This window comes from Verrucosispora sp. WMMD703 (assembly GCF_049178935.1).
Classification (GTDB): Bacteria; Actinomycetota; Actinomycetes; order Mycobacteriales; family Micromonosporaceae; genus Micromonospora; species Micromonospora sediminimaris.
This window is the reverse complement of the sequence record NZ_JBMHMM010000004.1, coordinates 5,427,487-5,448,873: the sequence shown is the minus strand read 5'-3', so window position 1 is coordinate 5,448,873 and position 21,387 is coordinate 5,427,487. Positions and strand designations below refer to the sequence as shown.

At 71.2% G+C, this 21,387-nt stretch carries 17 protein-coding genes and 1 tRNA gene; 8 read left to right on the top strand and 10 right to left on the bottom strand.

Annotated elements, in window-relative coordinates; all coding sequences use genetic code 11:
* Positions 1-71: 71 nt before the first annotated feature.
* Positions 72-635, bottom strand: coding sequence for a Uma2 family endonuclease (locus ACN26Z_RS25275; RefSeq protein ID WP_093411323.1), 564 nt, complete (start codon positions 633-635; stop codon positions 72-74).
* An 80-nt stretch (positions 636-715) separates the two neighbouring features.
* Complete coding sequence (pepN, locus tag ACN26Z_RS25270; protein ID WP_421463629.1) at positions 716-3,265, bottom strand: aminopeptidase N; 2,550 nt, start codon at positions 3,263-3,265, stop codon at positions 716-718.
* Positions 3,266-3,481: 216 nt separating this feature from the next.
* Here pepN and ACN26Z_RS25265 point away from each other — a divergent pair, with 216 nt between their 5' ends.
* From ACN26Z_RS25265 to ACN26Z_RS25250, 4 genes are all read left to right on the top strand, one after another.
* Complete coding sequence (locus ACN26Z_RS25265) at positions 3,482-4,105, top strand: disulfide bond formation protein DsbA (RefSeq protein ID WP_421463627.1); 624 nt, start codon at positions 3,482-3,484, stop codon at positions 4,103-4,105.
* 146 nt (positions 4,106-4,251) lie between these two features.
* A complete protein-coding gene (locus tag ACN26Z_RS25260; protein WP_421463625.1) occupies positions 4,252-4,575 on the top strand; it encodes a hypothetical protein in 324 nt (107 codons plus the stop codon).
* An 82-nt stretch (positions 4,576-4,657) separates the two neighbouring features.
* Positions 4,658-5,854 carry a DUF1015 family protein gene (locus tag ACN26Z_RS25255; protein WP_282237111.1) on the top strand — a complete coding sequence of 399 codons (1,197 nt, stop codon included), beginning with the start codon at positions 4,658-4,660 and terminating at the stop codon, positions 5,852-5,854.
* Between the two features lie 69 nt (positions 5,855-5,923).
* On the top strand, positions 5,924-6,391 hold the full coding sequence (locus ACN26Z_RS25250) for a ribose-5-phosphate isomerase (protein WP_282237112.1): 468 nt from the start codon (positions 5,924-5,926) through the stop codon (positions 6,389-6,391).
* A gap of 69 nt (positions 6,392-6,460) precedes the next feature.
* Here ACN26Z_RS25250 and ACN26Z_RS25245 read toward each other — a convergent pair whose 3' ends face one another.
* Positions 6,461-6,790 (bottom strand): hypothetical protein, encoded by a 330-nt coding sequence (locus ACN26Z_RS25245; protein WP_093411286.1) that lies wholly within the window; start codon positions 6,788-6,790, stop codon positions 6,461-6,463.
* Positions 6,791-6,842: 52 nt separating this feature from the next.
* Complete coding sequence (locus ACN26Z_RS25240; RefSeq protein ID WP_421463622.1) at positions 6,843-8,075, bottom strand: GNAT family N-acetyltransferase; 1,233 nt, start codon at positions 8,073-8,075, stop codon at positions 6,843-6,845.
* Positions 8,076-8,187: 112 nt separating this feature from the next.
* On the opposite strand from ACN26Z_RS25240, the gene ACN26Z_RS25235 reads away from it, so the two are divergent.
* On the top strand, positions 8,188-8,727 hold the full coding sequence (locus ACN26Z_RS25235; RefSeq protein ID WP_093411290.1) for a hypothetical protein: 540 nt from the start codon (positions 8,188-8,190) through the stop codon (positions 8,725-8,727).
* Between the two features lie 156 nt (positions 8,728-8,883).
* On the opposite strand, the gene ACN26Z_RS25230 is transcribed toward ACN26Z_RS25235, so the two are convergent.
* Both ACN26Z_RS25230 and ACN26Z_RS25225 read right to left on the bottom strand, forming a co-directional pair.
* Positions 8,884-9,195 carry a DUF2610 domain-containing protein gene (locus ACN26Z_RS25230; protein ID WP_093411292.1) on the bottom strand — a complete coding sequence of 104 codons (312 nt, stop codon included), beginning with the start codon at positions 9,193-9,195 and terminating at the stop codon, positions 8,884-8,886.
* The gene (locus ACN26Z_RS25225) at positions 9,192-9,584 is read right to left on the bottom strand and encodes a hypothetical protein (protein ID WP_421463620.1); all 393 of its coding nucleotides are present in this window, start codon (positions 9,582-9,584) and stop codon (positions 9,192-9,194) included. The genes ACN26Z_RS25230 and ACN26Z_RS25225 overlap by 4 nt, the downstream gene beginning before the upstream one ends.
* 106 nt (positions 9,585-9,690) lie before the next feature.
* Here ACN26Z_RS25225 and ACN26Z_RS25220 point away from each other — a divergent pair, with 106 nt between their 5' ends.
* On the top strand, positions 9,691-16,893 hold the full coding sequence (locus ACN26Z_RS25220) for a hypothetical protein (protein ID WP_421463618.1): 7,203 nt from the start codon (positions 9,691-9,693) through the stop codon (positions 16,891-16,893).
* Positions 16,894-16,919: 26 nt separating this feature from the next.
* On the opposite strand, the gene ACN26Z_RS25215 is transcribed toward ACN26Z_RS25220, so the two are convergent.
* Both ACN26Z_RS25215 and ACN26Z_RS25210 read right to left on the bottom strand, forming a co-directional pair.
* Positions 16,920-17,555: a LuxR C-terminal-related transcriptional regulator gene (locus tag ACN26Z_RS25215; protein ID WP_421463616.1), complete on the bottom strand. Its 636-nt coding sequence runs from the start codon at positions 17,553-17,555 to the stop codon at positions 16,920-16,922.
* The gene (locus tag ACN26Z_RS25210) at positions 17,507-18,814 is read right to left on the bottom strand and encodes a sensor histidine kinase (protein WP_421463613.1); all 1,308 of its coding nucleotides are present in this window, start codon (positions 18,812-18,814) and stop codon (positions 17,507-17,509) included. Before ACN26Z_RS25210 ends, ACN26Z_RS25215 begins: the two co-directional genes overlap by 49 nt.
* A gap of 109 nt (positions 18,815-18,923) precedes the next feature.
* Here ACN26Z_RS25210 and ACN26Z_RS25205 point away from each other — a divergent pair, with 109 nt between their 5' ends.
* On the top strand, positions 18,924-19,937 hold the full coding sequence (locus ACN26Z_RS25205) for a fatty acid desaturase family protein (RefSeq protein ID WP_421463611.1): 1,014 nt from the start codon (positions 18,924-18,926) through the stop codon (positions 19,935-19,937).
* Between the two features lie 73 nt (positions 19,938-20,010).
* Here ACN26Z_RS25205 and ACN26Z_RS25200 read toward each other — a convergent pair whose 3' ends face one another.
* Positions 20,011-20,568 carry a hypothetical protein gene (locus ACN26Z_RS25200; RefSeq protein ID WP_421463609.1) on the bottom strand — a complete coding sequence of 186 codons (558 nt, stop codon included), beginning with the start codon at positions 20,566-20,568 and terminating at the stop codon, positions 20,011-20,013.
* A 251-nt stretch (positions 20,569-20,819) separates the two neighbouring features.
* On the opposite strand from ACN26Z_RS25200, the gene ACN26Z_RS25195 reads away from it, so the two are divergent.
* Positions 20,820-20,969: a hypothetical protein gene (locus ACN26Z_RS25195; RefSeq protein WP_170863644.1), complete on the top strand. Its 150-nt coding sequence runs from the start codon at positions 20,820-20,822 to the stop codon at positions 20,967-20,969.
* Between the two features lie 237 nt (positions 20,970-21,206).
* Here the strand turns inward: ACN26Z_RS25195 and ACN26Z_RS25190 are convergent.
* Positions 21,207-21,280, bottom strand: a tRNA-Gly gene (locus ACN26Z_RS25190).
* Positions 21,281-21,387 lie beyond the last annotated feature (107 nt).

Genomic DNA, 21,387 nt, shown 5'->3' with positions numbered 1-21,387 from the left:
CCGACCGGTACGACAAAAGCCCGGCCCGCGTCGCGCGCGGCCGGGCTTTTGCATGGCCAGGATTTCCAGCTTCACCTGGGCCAGGCGGACGGATCCAGCCGCATCGGCCACGGCTCGGTCACCTCGACCGGATCGTCCGGCCCGACCGTGCCGAGGAGGTTGTAGTGGACCTCTTTGACCAACTCGTAGCGGTACACCACCGGGCCGAAATCACCGCGCTCGACCCGCCAGTAGAACGGGATGCCGGCCTCGGCGTAGAGCGCGGGCTTGGCGAACCGGTCGTGTCGGCGGCTGTTGGGCGACTCGACCTCGACGACGAGCGCGACGTACGCCGGTTCCGCCCACATCCGGTCCTGCGGGGCTCCAACCTTGAGCACCGTGATATCTGGAATCAGGTTGCCGGCCGGCACCTGCACCCCGATCTCCCGGATAACCCGCCACCCCTCCGGGGCCGCCTGCCGCATCGCCATCCGAATGTCATCAGCCAACTCGTGATGATATGGACCGGCGGGTGGGGTCACGTGGAGGCTCCCGTCGATGATCTCGTAGCGGCTTCCATCCTCTGGCAGGTCGGAGAGATCCTGCTCCCGCCAGCTTCGCTCGGGTGGGCGCCGCTCGTGAATCGGCTGTGCCATCACGTCCACCTCCTTCCATCACCATAACCGGCGAAGCCGGCGCGGGCGCACACCCACGCCGGCTCCAGGCTCCCGCCTTGTCAGGCCGTTCGGGCGTCCCGGGCCTGCGCGGCGAGCGCGCGGACCACGCCGTCGCGGCCCTCGGCGACCAGCCGCCGCAACGGCCCGGGGTGGCCCTCCTGCGCCAGCCAGGCGTCGGTGGCCTCGACGGTGTCGTCCTGCACCAGGTAGGCCGGGTACAGGAGCATGGCGAACTCCTGCGCCGGCTCGCTGTCCCGGGTCGCCCAGACCTGCCCGACCGCAGCGAAGTAGCGGTCCCGGTAAGGCGTCACCAGTTCCACCTGCGTGGGGTGGCTGAAGCCCTGCAACAGGGCCCGGTGCCGCCAGTTCGGCAGCGCCTCGGGGCCGGTCAACTGAGCCCAGACGGCGGCCTTGTTCGCCTCGGTCGGCACCAGCGCGTGCGCGTACGCGGCCTCCCGCTCACCGCTTGAGGTCTTGTCCCGGGCCAGCTCCGTCTCGATCTCCGACGCCCCGGCCGCGCCGTTGGCCACCAGTGCCTGCAACACGCTCCACCGCAGCTCGGTGTCGATGGTCAACCCCGGGGTCACCTGGGTGCCCTCCAACCAGCCGCGCAGCACGGCCAGATCCTCGCCGGAGCGGGCTGCGGAGACGTACGCCCGGGCCCAGGCCAGCTGGAAGCCGCTGCCCGGCTCGGCCGCGGCGAGCGCGGTCTTCGCGGTACGGGCCAGGTCGGCCCAGCCGGTCGGCGCCCAGGCCGGGTCGGCGTAGAAGGTGAGCGCGCTGCTGACCTGGCGCAGCGTCGCGGTGACCAGGTTGATGTCCGTCTCCGCCGGCAGCCCGGCCAGCACCAGGGCGACGTAGTCGCGGGTGGCCAACTCGGCGTCGCGGGTCATGTCCCAGGCGGCGGTCCAGCACAGCGCCCGGGCCAGCGACGACTCGAGGCCGGCGATGTGCTGGACCACCGTCGCCATGGACCGCTCGTCCAGCCGCAGCTTGGTGTAGCTGAGGTCGTCGTCGTTGAGCAGCAGCGCGTCGGCCGCGGGCACGCCGGTGAGTGCGCCGAGCTCGGTCAGCTCGCCGTCGACGTCGACTTCGTACCGCTCGCGGCGGACCAGCCGGCCGTCGGCGAGGTCGTAGAGCCCCACCCCGATCCGGTGGGTACGCAGGGTGGGGTAACCCTCCGGCGCCTCCTGACGGACCGCCACCCGCTGGTAGGTGCCGTCCGCGTCGATGGTCAGCTCCGGGCGCAGCGTGTTGACCTGGGCGGTCTCCAGCCACTGTGAGGCGAAGGTGGTCAACTTGCGACCGGAGGCGGTCTCCAACTCGGACAGCAGGTCGTCGAAGGTGGCGTTGCCCCAGGCGTGCCGGGCGAAGTAGGCGCGCAGGCCGGCCAGGAACGGCCCCTCGCCCACGTAGGCGACCAACTGCTTGAGCACGCTGGCGCCCTTGGCGTACGTGATGCCGTCGAAGTTGACCTCGACGGCCTCCAGGTCGGGCATCTCGCAGTAGACCGGGTGGGTGGAGGAGAGCTGGTCCTGCCGGTAGCCCCAGTTCTTCCGGATGGACAGGAAGGTCGTCCACGCCTCGGTGAACCGGGTGGCGTGCGTGTTGCACCAGTGGCTGGCCCACTCGGCGAACGACTCGTTCAGCCACAGGTCGTTCCACCAGCGCATGGTGACCAGGTTGCCGAACCACATGTGCGCCAGCTCGTGCAGGACGGTGTTGGCCCGCTGCTCGTACTCGAAGTCGGTGACCTGCGAGCGGAACAGGTAGTGCGACTCGGCGTGGGTCACACAGCCGAAGTTCTCCATCGCGCCGGCGTTGAAGTCCGGCACCCACAGCTGGTCGTACTTGGGCAGTGGGTACCGCACCCCGAACTGCTGGTGGAAGAAGTCGAAGCCCTGCGTGGTGACCAGGTTCAGCTCGTCGGAGTCCAGATACTGCGCCATGCTCGCCCGGCAGAAGTAGCCCAGGTCGATGCCGTCGTGGGTGTACCGGACCTCGTGGTACGGGCCGGCACACAGCGCGGTGATGTAGGTGCTCATCCGGGCGGAGGTGGCGAAGTGGACGGTCTTGTGGCCCTCGCCGGCCGCCTCCTCCCGCTCCACCGGCATGTTGGAGACCACCTTCCAGTGCTCCGGAACGGTGGCGTGCCAGGTGTAGACGCTCTTCAGGTCGGGCTGGTCGAAGCAGGCGAAGACCCGCTGCGCGTCGGCCGTCTCGAACTGGCTGTAGAGGTAGGTCTCACCGTCGACCGGGTCCACGCTGCGATGCAGCCCCTGACCGGAGTTGGAGAACGCGAAGTCCGCGTCGACGACCAACGTGTTCTCGCTGGCCAGCCCGGTCAGCGTGAGCCCTTTCTCGGCCGAGAAGTCGGCCAGGTCCACCGGGGCGCCGTTGAGCGTCGCCGAGCGTACCGAGTCGGCCGCCACCTCGATGAACGTGCTCGCCCCCGGTTCGGCGCAGCCGAACCGCACCTCGGTGGTCGACCGGAAGGTACGACCGTCAGCGGCGTGAACAGCACTGGACAGGTCCAGACTGATGTCGTACCCGGTCACGTCGAGCAGGCGGGCCCGCTCGGTCGCCTCGACCTGTGTCAGGTTGCGCACTCCCGGCACTGTTCGTCTCCATCCCACTCTCGCCGTCGTCACGGTCGCACGTTCCGTCGACCGCTCGTGACGGCCGGTCCGGGCCTGAGTCTTCCATGTACGGGTAGGCGGTGGTGGGCGAGGTCACGGCTCGATCCTCGGGCAGGTGGCAGGGGGCGGAGCAAAGATCGGAGGTACGCCGGTGCGCCGGCGAAATCATTGCGAAAGGAACTCGTCGTGAACGAGCGCGTCACCGTTGACATGTGGTTTGACCCGATTTGTCCCTGGGCGTGGCTCACGTCCAGATGGTTGCTGGAGGTGGAGCGGGTTCGTCCGGTCGACGTCCGCTTCCAGGTGATGAGCCTGTCGGTGCTCAACGAGGGTAGGGAGCTGTCCGACGACTACCGGGAGCTGATGCAGAACGGGTGGGGGCCGGTGCGGGTCTGCGTCGCGGTGCAGCAGCGGCACGGCGCCGACGCGGTGCGGGCGCTCTACACGGCCCTGGGTACGCGGATCCACCTCGGCAAGGAGCCACTTGGTCCGGAGCTGTACGTCGCCGCCCTGACCGAGGCCGGACTGGACCCGGCGCTGGCCGAGGCGGCCGGGGACAGCGACCTCGACGCGCCGCTGCGGGCCAGTCACGAGGCTGGTATGCGGCCGGTCGGCACCGACGTCGGCACCCCGGTCATCCACGCTCCCGGCCCCGACGGCCGGCAGGTCGCCTTCTTCGGGCCGGTGGTCACTCCGGCGCCCACGGGCGAGGCCGCGGGTCGTCTCTGGGACGGCGTCCTGCTGGTCGCCGGCACCCCCGGCTTCTTCGAACTCAAGCGCAGCCGCGACCTCGACCCCATCTTCGACTGAGGTGCGAGCAAGGCACCTTGGCGACGCTTGGTGACCCGCCGGCCCCGACGCCCGGCAGCGCCGCTGCCGTGGGGCCCGGCGTCACCGGTGCGGTCACGGACTCGTTTGTCCCGATGTCCGCAGCCCACCGCTCGTGGAGGTGCCTGGTGGCCAAGCATCGTGCCCCGGTCGACGATCGCTGGAGTCGGGAGGAGGGCGTCGGCGGGGGAGTGCCACGGCCGGCGCCGATCCCGGGGAACGGTCGGGCGGGCGCCTGGTCCGCGCCCCGGCAGGATCGCAGCCCGAACGCGGCCGGCCGGTTCGGGCGCAACGGCGCGGTGGGCATCGCCTCGGTCCCCGCCACCTCGCGGTTGACCCCTCCCGGCCGCGAGATCCGAAACCAGGGGCCCCGGCCGGCGCTGCCGCGCCGTCCCATCGTGTTGCCAGCGCTCGCCGGCCGGCATCGACGGGCGGCCGAGGCGGAGCGTTGAGCTGGTGCCCCGGCTTTCATCTGGTGGGCTCGGGGCGGGTCCGGCGGCGACACCCGACGCGTCGCCGGTAGCGTCAACTGTCATGACGGTCGTGCACCCGATCACCCGCGCCTGGATCACCACTGGTGGTACCGGTGCCCAGAACTACGACGAGTTCGCCGACGACGCGGAGATCACCGCGATCATCGAGGCGAATCCGCACAGCGCCCTCGGCATCGAGATGCCGCACAAGGCCCCGGAGAGCCTCGGCCGGTCGTTCGCCGACGCCCTGCCGGACGCGGTGAGCCGGCTCGCGGAGGCGAAGGCCGACGGCAGCTACACACCGGCAGAACAGGTGGTGGTGCTGTACCGGATCAGCGCGCCGGGCGAGGAGCCGGCCTACGGGCTGTTCGCCATGGTCGACACCGACCAGATCTCCACCCGGGCCGACGAACCCGGCCTGGTCATCCGCAACGAGGACGTCTTCATCGCGAAGGTGCGCGAACGGGTCGCGTTGGCCGAGGCGTTGGGGCACCTGCTCTCACCCGTACTGCTGCTGCAGACCGGGCGCGGCGACGAGCTGCATGTGGCGCTCGCGGCGGCCACCGACGCGGCCGGGGCGCCCGCCGCCACCGACACCGACCAGGCCGGACGTACCCACGCCATCTGGCTGGTCGGCCCCGGCCCGCAGCAGGACGAGCTGACGGCCCTGGCCGGCGGGGGCGAGTTGGTCGTCGCCGATGGCAACCACCGCAGCCTGGCCGCGCAGACCGGCGGGATGTCCCGGTTCCTGGCGGTCGTCACCACTCCGGCCTCGGTGGCCATTCAGCCGTACAACCGCCTGGTGAGCGAGCTGACCACCACCCCCGGGGAGCTGCTGGAGCGGCTGGCCGCCGCCGGGGCGCGGATCGCCGAGCTGGACGGCCCGGCCGAGGTCCCGGCGACCGGCGGCAGCGTCGTGCTCCAGCTTCCCGATCAGGCGTACGCGGTGACGCTGCCGCACACCGGCGCGGGTCGCCTGGAGAATCTCGACCACGCCCTGGTCGAGCGGCTGCTGTTGCGCGACGCCCTCGGCCTGGATCCGGGTGACAAGCGGATCACCTACGTGGGCGGTGACTACCCGTCCAGCTGGCTGACCGGCGAGGTCCGGGCCGGTCGGGCCGAGTTGGCCATCCTCATCGCGCCGGTGACCGTCGACGATTTCGTCGCGGTGAACCTGGCCCGGGAGAAGATGCCCCGCAAGAGCACCTGGTTCACCCCGAAGGCACGCGGCGGCCTGGTGGTCGCCGAACTGCCCTGATCCGTTGCCCGTCCCATCGGGCGCCGCCCCGGCGGTGCCCGGTGGGACGGGCCTGACAGACTGCGCGTTATGCGCGTCTACCTGGGATCCGATCACGCCGGTTTCGAGTTGAAGGTGCACCTGGCCAACCACCTCGCCAAGCAGGGGTACGAGGTGGTCGACATCGGCCCGCACGCCTACGACCCGGAGGACGACTACCCGGCCTTCTGCCTGCACGCCGGCACCCGTGTGGTGGCCGACCCGGGCAGCCTGGGTGTGGTCATCGGTGGCTCTGGCAACGGCGAGCAGATCGCCTCGAACAAGGTGGCGGGGGTGCGGGCGGCGCTGGCGTGGAGCGTCGAGACCGCCCAACTGGGCCGACAGCACAACGATGCAAACGTGGTCGCCGTCGGCGCCCGTCAGCACACTCTCGACGAGGCCACCGCCATCGTCGAGGCGTTCCTGACCACCTCGTTCTCGGGCAGTGACCGGCACGCTCGTCGGATCGCCCAGGTCGCCGAGTACGAGCGCACCCGGCAGCTGCCCGACCTGCCCTGATCCGCGACTCTGGGACGATCACGCCTGATCCGGGGTGGGGCAGACCACTCGACCCCGGATCAGGACGGGTCAACGGCGGGGCAGCTCGTCGCGAGGGGTCCAGTTACGGCGGACGATCACGACCCGCTCCGCCGCCGCGGCGAGATCCTCGTCGGTGGGTCGGGCGGCGTCCCGCGCCCGCATCGCGGCGGTCACACTGACCTGCGACGACCCGGACCCGACCAGCCCGCGCAGCCCCCGTTCGCCTTCTTCGGGGGCACCGTTGCGTCGCCCACGCGGGGCCTCACCGCCGTCGTGCACCCCGGCCGTGGTGGCCGCCGCCGCACCACCGTCGATCCCGCCTCCCGGGGCGCCGTGGTGCCGATGCCGTCGTCGTCGCCGTTCCCCGCCATCCGCCACCCCCCGACCGTACCCCCACGGCCGTCACCCGACCGCCTCGCTGATCAGGCCGTCAGAAGATCTCCATGGCGGAGGGGGCTCGGTGCCAGGTGAAGGCGGGGCCGGTGGCGGTGAGCGCGCCGGGGCGTAGCTCGCGCAGCCGGCCGGTCTCCGCCAGTGCGGCCGGGGTCACGCCGCCGAGGAACAGCTCGCCGAGGCAGCGTACGTCGCAGGCCAGGTCGGCCGGCCCGCTCGCCGGTGTGCAGGTGGCCTCGACCGGACCGCCCCGCAGCCGCCACCGGCCGGTGTTCTCCGGCAGCAGGTGGTCGGCCACCTCGATGACCACGTCGATGTCGGTGGCGTAGCGCCGGGCGGCGAGCGCGGCCGGCACGTCCACCACCCGTACCCACAGCGCGTCGACCAGCCGGCAGTTGAGCCGGCGCGGTTCGTCGAGCAGCCGCAGCAGCGGCTCGTCCACCGCCGCCCGCATCCACGCCAGCCGTCGGGTCAGGTCGAGCGAGAGCAGCATCCGCCAGATCGCCAGATACCCCGCCGGGGTGCTCGCCACCACCTCGTCGACCGTGGTGAGACTGTTCGGGCCGCCGTCGTCCCACTCGGCCTTGGTGCGGAACAGCCCGTAGCCGTCGACACCGTCCGGTCCCTCGTGCAGCACCACCCGCCGCTCGGTGGCGCCACCACGGTGCGCCTGCGGGTCGACGAGCACGTACCGCCACCACCTGTCGTCGCGCGCCGACCAGCCGGGGCGATCGGCGCGTACGCGCTCGTACACCCGGGCCAGGTCGGCCTGGCGGTCGGTCGGCCGGTCCAGGCGCAGCCGGCCCTCGCCCGGCGTCGGTGCCGGTAGCCGCAGCTCGGTGGTCTCGCCGGAGACGTGGTACCGCTGCGAGGCCAGGCCGTAGCCGAAGCGCGGATAGATTCGGCCCTCGCTGGCCCAGAGCACCGCGACCGGCTCCCGGCGACTGTCGTAGATCTGACGCAGTTGGTGGTGCATCATCGCGGTGAGCAGGCCCCGCCGACGGTGGGTGGGCGCGACCCCGACCATGCTGACGTGTGCGGCGGCCAGGTCACCACCGGGCACGCCGAGCGTCCGGGTGAACGCGATGGCGGTGGCGACCAGGTCGGACCCGTCGCGGATCTGCAGGGCGCGTTCCGGTTCGAAGATCGGACGTTCGACTTCCTGGGCTTCGGTATCGAGCGTCTGATGGAACAGGGAACCGAGGAACCCGTTCATCTCGTCGAAGTCGTCGGCGGTGGCGGTCTCGATCGCCAGGGCGGAGGTGGTCACCGCTCGTGTCTAGCCGATCGGTGTGGGTGGGGCGACCTATTTGCGGGCTGGCTACCCTCGAAGTCTCCAGCAGCGTCCGGGGGCGCCGCCGGTGAAAGGGGGAGGGAACGACATGGCCGAGCAGACGCAGCCGTGGGCGGAGCGGACCGTCGAGGTGCCGCCGCAGCCCGATGGCGGGGTGCCGCCGCAGCGCGACCCGTACCGTCGGGGTGTGGCCCAGGTCGGTGCCCGGGCGCCGCGTACCGAGCCGTTCCCGACGGTGGAGCACGAGCAGACCGGCACCGGCTGGCCCGGCGAACCGGTGCCGCGTCAGCCGTTGAGTTGGCACGTGGCCCGGCTGAAGCGCGGCGGCGAGTGGAGCTTCGCGGGAGCGCTGTTCGCCTTCGTCTGCTGGGGGATCTGGGCGATCTCCGGCGGCGGCGACCTCGTCGGACCGGTGGTGATCTTCGTGCTGAGCCTGCTGGTCGCGGCCGGGTTGTTCACTCTGGCCCGGCTGCTCGGCCGAGTGGTGCTGGAACGGCAGTTGGGCCGGGTCCGGCGCACCGCCCGGGGAGCGCACCTGGTGACGGCGGTGTTCCTGACCGGCCTCGGTGTCGCGTTCCTGCAACAGACGCAGTGGATCATGGACGCCTGGACCTGGCTGACGACCTGAGTGGCCGTCACCGGGCGGGCCGGCTCGGCGGCCGACCCGCCCGGTTCGTGGTCGCGTCGCACCGCGACCGAGGTCGTCACTCCACCAGGACGGCCGCCTGCTTACCCCGCCCGACGCGATTCATCCCCGCCCGCCGGGCGGTGCGGGCGACACGCCCTAGGAATCCTCGGGCCGGTTGTCTGCCGCGGCCGGGTGGCCGTCGTCTCCGTCCGGCGTCGCCTCGTTGCTCGCCGCCTGCTCCATCGCGTACGCGCACAGTTCCTCGAAGGAGACGTTGTTCTCGAGCGCGATCGCGAACAGCTTCTCGAACGAGTCCATCACCTCCACCGGGACCGAGCCGCCGCGCACCCGGTGCAGCCAGGCGGACTGCTGTTCCAGCGGGTGGGTGCCGACCGCCGGTTCACCGACGTACAGGGGAAACGGCACGCGCGCCGTGCCGAACCGGCACGGGATCATGAAGTACCTCACCGGACCGTCCCTCCATCGGCACGGATGTCCACCGCACCGATGCTGCCGGTGTTGGCGATGTTGATGCCGCCGAGATTGTGTTGTTCGACCGCGCCGGTGCGCGGCGCCGGCTCGTGGCGCGGATGATCGTCGCCGTCGCTCACCTCGGCCGCGGGCGGTGTACCCCGTTCGGTGGACAGAGACGCAGCATCCGCCCGGGTCTGCCGTCGGGTACGGCTGGCGGCGACCACGGCGCTGACCACGGTGACCAGGAAAGCGCCCAGTCCGGCCCACCAGCTCGCGCGTTCGAGACCCTCGCTGGCCAGGAAGATCACGCCGATGACCAGCAACATGGCGCCGGCCAGCGCGTAGACCACGACCCAGCCGACGGCCCGCCAGTTACCCCACATGTCTCCATCGTGGCCCTTCACTTCCCGTGCCCCGTGGGCCGTTCGGTCAGTAATGGCCGCGCCACGTATGGTTGTGCGTCTTACCTGCGCCGGGTTTTCTGGTTCGGTGACACCGCCGCAGGATGACGTGCCATCCGTCAGTCGACCGCCACAGTCACCCGCTGATGCGCTTGCCGGGTTGCTCCGTGACCTGCCCGGTGGTGCGACCGGCGCCGCCGGGCAGGCCAACACGGGCGGTACGAACATCGCCAACAGCGGCGTCATCGAACGCCTCACGGTGGCGTTGTCGGCCGCACATCCACAACCATCGACCACCGCCTTCGTCAGCTACCCGGAGAGCGACCGGGACTGGGTGGAGCAGTCGCTGCTGGCGGCCCTCGATCCGCTGCCCATGCAGCTCTTCTACTCCGGTGGCCAACTGCACCAACCCGACGACTGGGAAATGGTGTACGCCGTCATGGACAAGGCGTCACTGCTCATCGTGGTGGGTCGGGACAGCTCGGTGGTGCGTGATCGGCGGGTCCGTGACCAGGTGGCCTATTGGCTCGACAACCATCCGGACCGCAGTGGTGTGGTGCTGGTCGGCCAGCCGGACAGCCGGCCCGAGGCGATCGATCGACGGCTCGCCGGCCTGCCCATGGTCGCGGTACCGGGCGGCGACGCGGCTGCGGTGGCCCGGGCCGCCGCGAACGACCGGCTGGTCCGGGTCATCCGCTTGACGCCGCGCGCCGAACCGGTCGCGACCCGGGACCGGGCGGCCGACGAGGACGCGCTCGCCCCGGTACGCGAGGCGTACCTGCGCTGGGTGTACCGGACGCACAGCGGTATCGACAGCGTGATCGCCGGGGTGTCGGTGACGATGCCGCTGGCCGAGTGCCCGCCACCGGGGCCGCTGGTTCGCGACGGTTCGACCGGCCGAGCGCGGACCACCGAACTCGATCATCTGCGTAGCCGGGCCCGTCAGGCGGCCGGCGGCGGCACAGTGCCGGCCAGCGAGGCCGAGTTTGCGGTGCTCGCCGATCGGCCGCTGCCGACGTACCTGTCTCCGGCACGATCGATCGACCGGCTCGACCTTTCCGGGTTGCCGAACCTGTCCCCCGGCCGACTGGCCGGCACCGTCTGGCGGGCGATCGTGCTCGGCGAGCCCGGCAGCGGAAAGAGCAGCATGGTGCGCCGGCTCGCACACGACACCGCCGCGCGGCAACTCGCCGACGACGGGGAGCATGATGAGGTGCGGCGGCTGCCGGTGCTCTGTCGGGCCGCCGATCTCGCCGTCGGGCTGGCCGGCGCCGAGGAATCGGCGGAAGGGCTGGCCGCCCTCGCCATCCAGCTTGGGTGGGCCGGTGCAGCCCCCACCGACCCGGCCAGCGGCGACCCGTTGCCGCCCGACGAAGTGGCCAGACTCGCCCGGGTGGCGCTGCGTAGCCGGCGGCTGGTCCTGATCGTCGACGGTCTCGACGAGGTGCCCTCGCTGACCGATCGCCGCTCCGTCGCCGCCGCACTGGATGTCTTCGCCGCCTCCGGCGGTGTCCGGCTGGACCACCCCGCGCGGGCCCGCGGAAACCAGACGATCATCACCAGCCGGATCGCGGGCTACTACGGGGCGGCGCTCAGCGACCGGTTCGAGCAGTTGCTGATCGGGCCACTCGACGGTGACGGGGTCGCAGCGGTAATCGATTACTGGCTCGGCGGTTACTTCGCCACCGTTCACGTCCCCGAGGCCAACCAGGCACAACGACGTACCGAGATCGATCAGGTGATCACCGGTGGTGGCTCCGCCGTGTGGCAGCTCGCCGCCAACCCGTACCTGCTGGTGTCGCTGATCTCGGTGGTCCTCTCCGGACTCTCCGGTCGTCCCGGTAGCCGCGGTGACCGGTGGCTACGGGCGGACCTCTACACCGCGATGGTCGAGCACGCGGTGCGACGAGGGGGGCTGCGTTTCCCCGACGCGTCGGTCGACACCCTGATCCGGCTTCAGGCCGCGGTCGCGTACCAGATACACGACGTGTCACGAAGCGGGCTCGTCGAACGCACCACGCTCACCACCCTGTGTCACCGGGCGCTGGACCTGCTCGGCGAGCCGGTGTCGCCAGTCGTTGCCGAGCAGGCGGAACTGGTGATCGCCAGCATCGACCTGCTCACCGATCGTGGGCAGGGTTTGTACGGGTTCCGGCACCTGACGGTGCAGGAGTACTTCGCGGGCCGGTGGCTCATCGACGCCGGCACCGTGGACGCGATCGTCACCGGGATCAGCGACCGCCTCGGCGACCCGCGTTGGCTGGAGGCGGTCCGGCTCGCCCTCGGTCAGCTCAGTCGGGTCTCGGAGAACGTCTTCTCGTCGGTACTCGACGAGTTGCTCACCGGGCCCACCAGACGACTGGCCGCCGAGATGCTCAGCCACAGCCTGGCCGACATCGCCGGCCTGCGCCGGCAACACCTGCGTGCCCTGGTCCGGGTAGCGGTGGAGACCGAGGCCGAGCTGACCGGCGCCGTCGTCACGCTGTACCCGGACGGCGCCCGGATGCTGGAGCCGCTGCTGCGCTGGAGCGTCAGCGTGCAGGGCGACACCGCACCTCGACTGATCTGCGAAGCGCTCTGCGAGCACCTGCGCGATCCGTTCCCGGCGAGCATGGTCGCCGCTGCCCGGCTGATCGACGCACTACGCCTCGACGACCGATCGGTCGTGCAGGCGCTGCTGGAGGCCCAGCACCGGGACGGCGCGGACCACGGCTGGCAGGCCACCCGCGCGCTGCTCTCCGTGCTGCACCGACGGATGGCCGCGACCGGTGGCGGTGACCCCGAGGAGGTCAGGTCCAGGCTGGACGCCGAGCAGCAGGCGCTGCTGACGGCGATGGCAAGTGCCGTACCGCCGACCGTCGGCGCGGGCAGCGGCCGACGTCGTGCCGGCATCCGCGGCACCACCACGATCGGCGTACGCAACCAGATGCGTATCGCCCTGACGACCGAAGCGGCGCTGCGCGACCGGGTCCGCGGCGACCTCGGGTGGCTCCGGGCGATCCTCTGCCTCTACGGTGGCATCCCCTTCCTCGACATGATCCACTGGCTGCGGCGGCGGGACGAGGCCATGTCGGTGTTCGCCGCGCCGACCAGCGGGCCGGCGGAACGCTACCGGGCCGCGGTCCTGCTCGACACCCTCATCCAACCGGCGATCGCAGCGCGTGGTCCGCACCCGGTGGCGCTTCGCCCGGAACAGATCGCGGTCGACAGCCCACTGACTGATCGACTGCTGACCTGGTTGCGTACCGCCGTGCCCGGCAGCGACCTGCCGGGCCTGCTCACCGACGTGTTCACCGACCGGCGCCTCGATACCGAGACACGCGGCGACGCCCTGGCGGCCTGGCTGGTGCTGGACACCGGTGAGCATCAGCCGTCCGCGACAGCGCCGTTCGTCGGGCCGGCGGCCGAGCCGGGCGACGACAGCGCGACCGTGGAAGCGGTCCGGCAGCGGGCCCGGTGGCGGCTGGGCCGCACCGACATGCTGCTCGGCGACGCGCTCGCCGGCCTCAGCCCGCTGGCGGCCGGAGCCGGGCTCGCCGGGGACGCCTCCGCCGACCAGTCCCGGGACGTGTTCGCCGATGTCGTACGCGCACTCTGGGTCGTCGGGCATCCCCGACGGGGCGGCGACTCGTCGACCGACCGGCCGTTGTCCGAGGATCTGGCGCTCGCGGTCTGCGGGGCGAACGAGGACAAGGAGTACGACGTCGCCGTCATGCTCGACGTCAGCGGCCGGGACATGGTCAACGTCGCGGGCGGCCTGGCCACAGCGCTCGCCGGGGTAGCGCGTACCGAGTCCGTCGCCGCCGCCGGCACCGACGACTGGCTACTCGACCCGCTCTCGCCGCCCACCGACGACCTGGCGGAGGCACTCACCGTGCTCGCGGGTCTGCATGCCCGGTGGGGGTTCCTGCGGTGCTGGTTCCTGGATCGGCTGGCCGAGCAGATCATCGCTGCGGGATTCCGTACCGAGGCGGCCTGCCTCGCCTTGGAGGTGCTGATCACCGATCCGACCAGCGCCCGGCGTACCCTCGAACGACTCGGCACGGCTGGCGGTGCCCGGCCGTCCGGCGATGCTCCCGCCGAGGACTCCGACCAGCACGATGAGGCTGGTGACGTCGAGCAGGCGGCGGGCGATCAACCGCTCGCCGGGAGCGGGCTGCCAGGCGATCCGATGGCGCTGGCCGCCCTCGACCGGTCGGGTGGGCAGCCCCGGCCGACGTACGCTGATCTCCGTGGGCGGATCCGGCTGGCGGCGCTGCTCGGTGACCGCTGGACGCTGCCCGCTCTCGACCGGGCGCTCAGCGGCCTCACCGACGGACACCAGCGCCTGCGGGCGATCGAACTCGCCGTGCAGGAGCGGTTGATCGCACCGGCCGCCGACCTGCTGGAGCGGGCGGTGTCGGCGACCCGGCAGATCGACGACCCTGCGGCACGTGCCAGTGCGTTCGCCCGGGTGGCCCGGTGGGCTGACCCGGACACCGAGGAGGCCCTGCTGTGCGAAGCGCTCGTCGCGCTGCGGGGCGCACCGCCCGACGAGGTCGCCCGCGTGCTGTCGGTCCTGCCACCGCCGGCAAGCGACGAGACACGGGCCCGGCACGGACGGTGCGAGACGGTGCTGACCACACGCCGCCAGCGCAGCATCGCCCGGGGCGACGCGGCAGGTGCGCTGCTCAGCCATGACAGGGTCGGCCGGGACGCGGACACGACGCAAGCCTGGGCCGCGCTCACCACGGCCGTGCTCTGCCGTCGCGGCCTCGACCTGCTCCGGGATGCTGCCGGTCGGTTCACATCGGAACGTGCCGCCTGGTCCGCCCTGTCCGACGTCGAGCGACGCCCCGCCGCACTCGCCGCTCTGCGCGCGCGGGCGGCAGCCGGTGTGACCCCGCTTCGGCTGGAGAACCAGGCCGTGGCCGGCCTCGACGCGCTGCTCGCCGCAGAGCAGGTCGACGACGCCGTCGACCTGCTGGCATCCAGCCGGGCGACCGCACGGGTGCCGAGCCTGCCCCGGTGGCGTGCGCATCCCCGGGCGGAGTTTTCGGCCGTCGCGACGCTGCTGGCGATCGAGTCCGGGGAACTGGATCCAGCCGCCGTGGCTCGCCTTCCGGAACTGCTCCGCAGCGGTGACGACCGGATCCGGCTGCGGACAAGGACCGCCATCGCCACGGTGTCCCGAGGCGGGCAGGGTCCACCGAAACTGCGGGCCAGCGCACTCGGCGCGGCAACGATTGTCGAACTCGTACGGCTGGTCGGTGACGCCCACGAGCGTCATCCGCACCTCCACGGCGACCTCTCGTGGGCGCTGGCCGACGTTGTGCACGACGCACCCGGTGTCCTGCGAACGGCGCTGGAGACGCTCTCCCCGGAGCCGGGTACCCGGCAGCGACTGCTCGCCACGCTCCAACACCTGCGCCTGCCGGTTCTCGACATGTTGCTCGCGGAACTGCCCCGCCTCTGCGACGAGGAGCAGGCGAAGGTGCTCTGGGCGCTGCGGAGGGTGGCCTGGTCGCCGAGCCGCTTCGGCATGGAGGCCACCCGGCTGCGTCGGGCGGCCGGCGCAGCCCGACGATGTGTAAACGAAAGCGGCGACGGACCTGCGGCGCACGCATTGCGCCTGCTCGGACAGATCCTGCCCGTGACCGGTCTCTCCATCGAATCGCTGGTCGGCGAGGCGCTTTCCGGGGACGGGCTCGCCGTGGCTGCCTGCGACGGCGTCGGGTTCCTGCTGAACCGGGTGCGATGGGAAGCCCCGGATCTGGACACCACGGAGGCGATTGCCGAGTTGTGGCTGCTGGCTCGCGATCCGTACGAGCCGATCGCCGTCGCCGCGTTGACCGCGTTGACCCGTGCGGGAGCGACGATCGAGGACGACGCCTCCATCGCACCCGACCTCGTGCTGCGTGGCCTCGTCGGGGCGGTGGACCCGTTCCTGGCCGGCGACGAGTGGCTGGCCGGCCTACGGCGGGCCGCACGTTTCGTCCTGCACGGCGCCCCGGCCGGGCCCAGCGCTGCGCCGAACCCGCTGCTCGCGCTACTGCTGGACGAGGTTGTCGAGGAGATCGTGGACCGCGACGAGGCTGCTGACCGGGTGCGGTGGGATGCCGAGACCGACTATCTGTCCGTGCTGTGGGCGGTGGCGACGAGGCAACCGGCCGCCCTGCGGGAGGCAGTGGCCGATCAACCACACGACCTGCCCGCCCTGCTGCTGACGCTGCTCGGACGAGAGCCGGCGTGGGCGATCCGCAGTGTCGCCGGTGCGTTGCTGGTCATCCTGAGCGACGGTGACGCGCCGTCGCTGCGAACTCTGCTGGACATGGCGTGGGACACCGACGCGGTCGGCGAACGGGTCCTGAGCTCCTTCCGGTGGCTGGACCGGGTCACGGCTGCGGGCCTGGCAGAACTCGTCCGGGCCACGGCCGACCCGTTCGTCGCCCGGGCCTACTTCGCCGTGCAGATGCTCGCCGCGCTCGCGAAGCAGGGGGTACTCGGGCCCGAGGAGCAACGGACCGCGCTGGCTGCGGTGGCCGGAGCGGTTCGTCGCCCGGACGCCACCCGACACGTCCTGCTCGAACGGGACGGTCGGATCAGCAGCCTGGGCACCCTGGCGGACGCCTGCCGGCAGGCCGTCGGCTGGCTCGAATCCGATCGGCGGTCGCGTGAGTCGCAGGCCGCCCATGCCGGTGTGGTGCTTGCCGCCTCGGGCGTCGGTGGCGAGCCGGTTACCTTGCGGCTCACCGGCGACGTGCCGACCAGCGAGCCGATCCGCTACCAGATCGAATATCTACAGCAGACGGAGAGCATCGAACTGCCGGGCGTCCTGACCCAGCAACTCGGCGCGGTCACCGCAGCCGCCGCCGGGGCTGCCGTACCGCTGCGTGCCCTGCTGCCGGCGACCGGCGGGCAGGCGTCGTCCGCAGTGGCCCGAGAATGGGTGCCGAGCCGACCGGCCGAGCCGGAAGCCGCGCCGAAGGTCGCGCGGGACGAGTCGTCGACGCACCCGCTGCTGCTGGTCCTCGGCGCGAACATGGTCGGTGAGGAGATCTACAGCTACCTACGGGTGCCAAAGCAGCAGATCGAGGACATCCGCTCGGCGCTCGCCTCCGGTGCCCCGTTCACTCCGGCCGACTTCGGCACGGTGATCTTCAGCGGTCGGGGCAAGCCAAGCCCTGAGGTCACCGAACTCGTCGGCGTACCCGACTACCTGATCCAGTTCAACGCACCGTCAGCGGTGGTGCCCGGGCAAAGCGAACCATCGGACGAGGTGTCACCCACCGACGTGCCCGGGGCCGGGTAGCGCAGGTCCGTGCCGGGACGTCCAGGTCAGGCGTTCAGGTACGCCAGCACGGCCAGCACTCGGCGGTTGTGGTCGTCGGAGGGCGGCATGTCCAGCTTGGTGAGGATGTTGTTTATGTGTTTGCTCACCGCCTTCTCGGTGATCCGGAGCTTGGCGGCGATCGCGGCGTTGGAGCGGCCCTCGGCCATCTCGCCGAGCACCTCCCGTTCCCGGACGGTGAGGGCTGCCAGCGGCTCCCGGCGGGCGAGGAGCTGTGTGATGACCTCGGGATCCATGGCACTGCCGCCTGCGGCGACGCGGCGCACCGCGTCGATGAACTCGCCGACGTTGGCGACCCGATCCTTGAGCAGGTAGCCGACGCCACCCTGCGGAGTGCTGAGCAACTCCCGGGCGTACAACGGCTCGACGTGCTGGGAGAGCACCAGGATCGGCAGTCCGGGGATCCGGTTCCGGGCCGCGATCGCGGCCTGCAGGCCCTCGTCGGTGAACGTCGGTGGGAGCCGGACGTCGACCACCGCCACCTCGGGCTGGTGGGTGACCAGGGCGGGTAGCAGAGCCGGGCCGTTGTCGACGGACGCGACCACGTCGAATTCGAAGGCCTGCAAAATGCGGGTCAGTCCGTCACGAAGGAGTGCGTGGTCCTCGGCGATGACAACGCGCACGGCAACTCCATGGTGACGACGGTGGGCCCACCGGGCGGGCTCGACAGCGTCATCGTGCCATCGAAGGCGGCGAGGCGACGCTCGATACCACGCAGACCGGTGCCGCCGGCGGAGTCGGCACCGCCGGCACCGTCGTCGGTCACCACCATCGTCAACAGCCCCCCGACGTGGCGCAGCGACACCCACGCGTGGTGCGCGCGACTGTGCCGGACCACGTTGGTCAGGGTCTCGGCCACGGCGAAGTACGCCGCCGACTCGACCGGCGTGTCGAGCCGGCCGGGAAGCTCGGCGTCGACCGCGATCGGCACGGGCAGGCTGAGCGCCAGCGCCCGCACCGCGCCCTCCAGACCACGCTCCGCCAGTACGGGCGGATGGATGCCGCGGACCAGGTGCCGCAGCTCGACCAGCGCGGTACCGCTCGACTCACGTGCCTCAGCGAGCATCTCGTGAGCCGCGGCCGGATTACGGTCGATCAGTTCGTCGGCGAGCCCGATCATCATGCCCAGCGAGACGAGCCGCGCCTGGATGCCGTCGTGCAGGTCGCGTTCGATGCGGCGTAACTCGGCGGCCTGGGCGTCCACCGTGCCGGCCCGGGTCACGGTCAGCTGGGTGACGCGCAGCCGGAGTTCGGCGGCCCTGGTCGGCGCGAGGAGCAGCCGGTCGAACAAGGCGTCCACGCGACGCAGCCACGGTGCCGCCCACAGGCCGAGGGCCAGGATGGCCGCACCCTGCGGAACGCAGAGCAGGGCCTCACCCACCGAGTCGACGGACCAGACCGTGCCGTAGCCGTACCAGTCGGTGCCGAGCCAGATCCACACCGGCGTCAGCGTCAACCCCGCCAGCCCGTACAACGGTATGGCCAGCGCGACCACGCCGAGGGCGATCCCGACCAGGGCGCCCGGCACCAGCCAGGCGAGATCCCGCCAGGTGGCCGGGTCGGTGACGACCCACCGGAAGCGGCGCCAACCCCCGGGCACGGCCCGCTCCGGAGGCGGGTGGTACGGACGGGCCACCAGGACACCGGACCGGGCGGCGACCCGCCGCTCAAGATCGGTGCGTCTCCTGACCAGCTTCGTCGTCCAGGGCACCAGCGCCATGCCGAGGAAGGGCACCGGCACCAGCGCCAACGCGACAATCGACAGGACGAGCAGCGGGAAGTTCGTGAGCGCCAGGCCGATCGCGGCCACCCCGGCCAGCACGGAACGCACGCCCCGGCGGGCCCACGGGGCTATCCGTTCACCAGCTCCGGCCACGTCCACAGGTCACATTCTGCCCACGGTGGCCGCCGATTGTCGGTGGTGCCAGCACCCCCTCCGCAGAGGAGGTAGAACTCCTGACGCGCAGATCGTGACGCGGTTTGCTGGTTCCATGACGACCACGACGACCGGCAGCGATTTCGCCGTACTCGCCCGCCGGATCACCGGAGCGGGCCTGATGCGGCGGCGGCCCGCGTACTACCTCGTCCGCCTCAGCGCCGTCGCGCTCATGTACGTCGGCGGTTGGACGGCCTTCTTCGTCATCGGTTCCTCCTGGTGGCAGACGATCACGGCCGTCTTTCTCGCCGTCACGTTCGCCCAGGTGGCACTGGTGGCGCACGACCTGGCGCACCGTCAGGTGTTCCGTACCAGACGACCCAGTGAACTCGCCGGACTGCTCGCCGGGAACCTCGGCGTCGGGATGAGCTACGGCTGGTGGATGGACAAGCACACCCGCCACCACAACAACCCCAACCACGACGACCTCGATCCGGACGTGGCACCCGAGGTGCTCATCTGGGCGGCCGAGGCAGCCGCCGGCCGGCGCGGGCTGAAGGGCTTCATCACCCGGCACCAGGCCGTACTCTTCTTTCCGCTCCTGACGCTGCTCGCCGTCAGCCTCAAGGTGTCAAGCGTCAAGGCCCTGCGCGACGGCACGGTGCGCCGTCGCGGTGCGGAGAGCGCCCTGCTGGTGCTGCACGCCGTCGGCTACCTCACGGCGCTCCTCGTGGTCCTCACGCCACTCCAGGCGGTCGCCTTCCTGCTGCTGCACCAGGCCCTGTTCGGCGTCTACCTGGGCATGACGTTCGCCCCGAACCACAAGGGCATGCCGCACCCGACCGGCGACGAGGACTTCCTGCGCAAGCAGGTGTTGACCTCCCGCAACGTCCGGGGCAACTGGCTCACCGACGTGGCACTCGGCGGCCTGAACTACCAGATCGAACACCACCTGTTCCCCGGCATGCCGACGCCGAACCTGCGCAAGGCGCAACCGATCGTGCAGGCGTACTGCGCCGAGATCGGCGTGGCGTACGAACAGACCGGCCTCATCGACTCCTACCGCCAGGCCCTAAGACACCTGCACGAGGTCGGCGCCCCCGCCCGCGCCGAACACGCGGCCCGCTGAGCCAGTCAAAGTCGTACGTGCCGGGTGCCCAGGTTCGCGGGACATGGCTGCTCCAAGTCGCGGACGCTGGGAATCAGCGACCGCGCGCCAACTGCTCGACCTCGGCGAAGCTCACGACGCGGTCACACTCATCATCGGTCAGCTTGTTGATCAGAGCCTTGCCGGCCTGAGCCTGCCTGGTGCTGGGCAGGTCACCGGCAACAAGGTCCGGCAGCGCCAGTTCGTAGCCCACCCGAGCCCTGGCCGAATACCGATGACGGGTACGCGCCACCGCACTCGCCACCCGCACGGCATGTTCATTGCCCGGCGGAACATGCCGGCGGTCGACCTCACGGGCACCGAACCGCATCCGATGATGGAACTCGCACGTCTCGCACGCGGCCGGCCCCTGGGTCAGCCGTGACCCACACGCCGGACAGCTCAACCGATCGATCGCCCCGTCGACGGTCCGCCAGTCGTACGCCGCCGGATCATCGGCCACCAGCCAGGCCAACTCGACCGCCTCGGAAGAATCAGGCTCGACATCGAGGCCGACGGCAAACCGCTCCCACGCCTGACGAATCTCCGACTCGATCTCCGCGATCACACGAGCCAGCAGCGCGCTACGCCAAGTGCGGCAGTCACCAGTCACGGCGCCAATCGTGGCAGCACCACACGCACCACGGCGACCACTCCTCGGTGCGACGGTCAGCCGGCTGCCAGACCCGAACAACCCGGGGTAGTCAGCGACGCGGCAGCCCGATGGTCCGCCTCGTTGGTGTGACCAATTCCGCGATCGTCCGGCTGGCCTGTCGCCGTTAGCCGACGCCAAGCGGCGCAGTGGGTCCGATCGACTCAGCACGGGGACGGCGGCCACAGCTTCCCCGAACTATCGTGCCGCCCATGCTGTTCGATGCGTCCATCTCGCAGATGTTCTTTGCCTCGGTCTTATGGCTGGCTGGTCAGGTCGTCCTGTACGTCGTGATCCGGACAGCCGTGCGCCACGCCATCGAGGACGCGGATCGTCGCCGAGCCGCAGAGCAACGTGGGTGAGCCGGAGAGTCTCGCTCCGCCAGCAGGCCGAGTAACACGGACCGCACCGCGCGCTCGCGCCGTGCCTAGACGCCCGGACACCACCGAATCACAGGCGGTGCCGGCAGCCACGCTGCTACGAGCGAATAGACCGCTCTGCGGGGGAGAGCTGCTGCGGCAGAACCGCAACCCGGGCCCGAGCCACGGCCACTGCCATGATCGGGAACGGCACCTGGCCGCGTCTTGGCTGGAAGTTGCTGGAGCGGGCGACGGGAATCGAACCCGCACCGTCAGTTTGGAAGACTGAAGCTCTGCCATTGAGCTACGCCCGCGTACACCCGGAGGACCGGGTGCGCCCGACAGCCTACCCAATACCCGCGGCAGCCGCGCGGCCGTATCCCCGTGCCGCGCCTGCGCGTCGATCCTCGCAACTTGCGGC

What these genes read in the sequence shown, in the direction of transcription:
- ACN26Z_RS25205 (WP_421463611.1), top strand. Translation starts at nt 18,924, where the DNA reads ATGACGACCACGACGACCGGCAGCGATTTCGCCGTACTCGCCCGCCGG.
- ACN26Z_RS25275 (WP_093411323.1), bottom strand. Translation starts at nt 635, where the DNA reads ATGGCACAGCCGATTCACGAGCGGCGCCCACCCGAGCGAAGCTGGCGG.
- ACN26Z_RS25235 (WP_093411290.1), top strand. Translation starts at nt 8,188, where the DNA reads ATGGCCGAGCAGACGCAGCCGTGGGCGGAGCGGACCGTCGAGGTGCCG.
- ACN26Z_RS25250 (WP_282237112.1), top strand. Translation starts at nt 5,924, where the DNA reads ATGCGCGTCTACCTGGGATCCGATCACGCCGGTTTCGAGTTGAAGGTG.
- ACN26Z_RS25195 (WP_170863644.1), top strand. Translation starts at nt 20,820, where the DNA reads ATGCTGTTCGATGCGTCCATCTCGCAGATGTTCTTTGCCTCGGTCTTA.
- ACN26Z_RS25255 (WP_282237111.1), top strand. Translation starts at nt 4,658, where the DNA reads ATGACGGTCGTGCACCCGATCACCCGCGCCTGGATCACCACTGGTGGT.
- ACN26Z_RS25225 (WP_421463620.1), bottom strand. Translation starts at nt 9,584, where the DNA reads ATGTGGGGTAACTGGCGGGCCGTCGGCTGGGTCGTGGTCTACGCGCTG.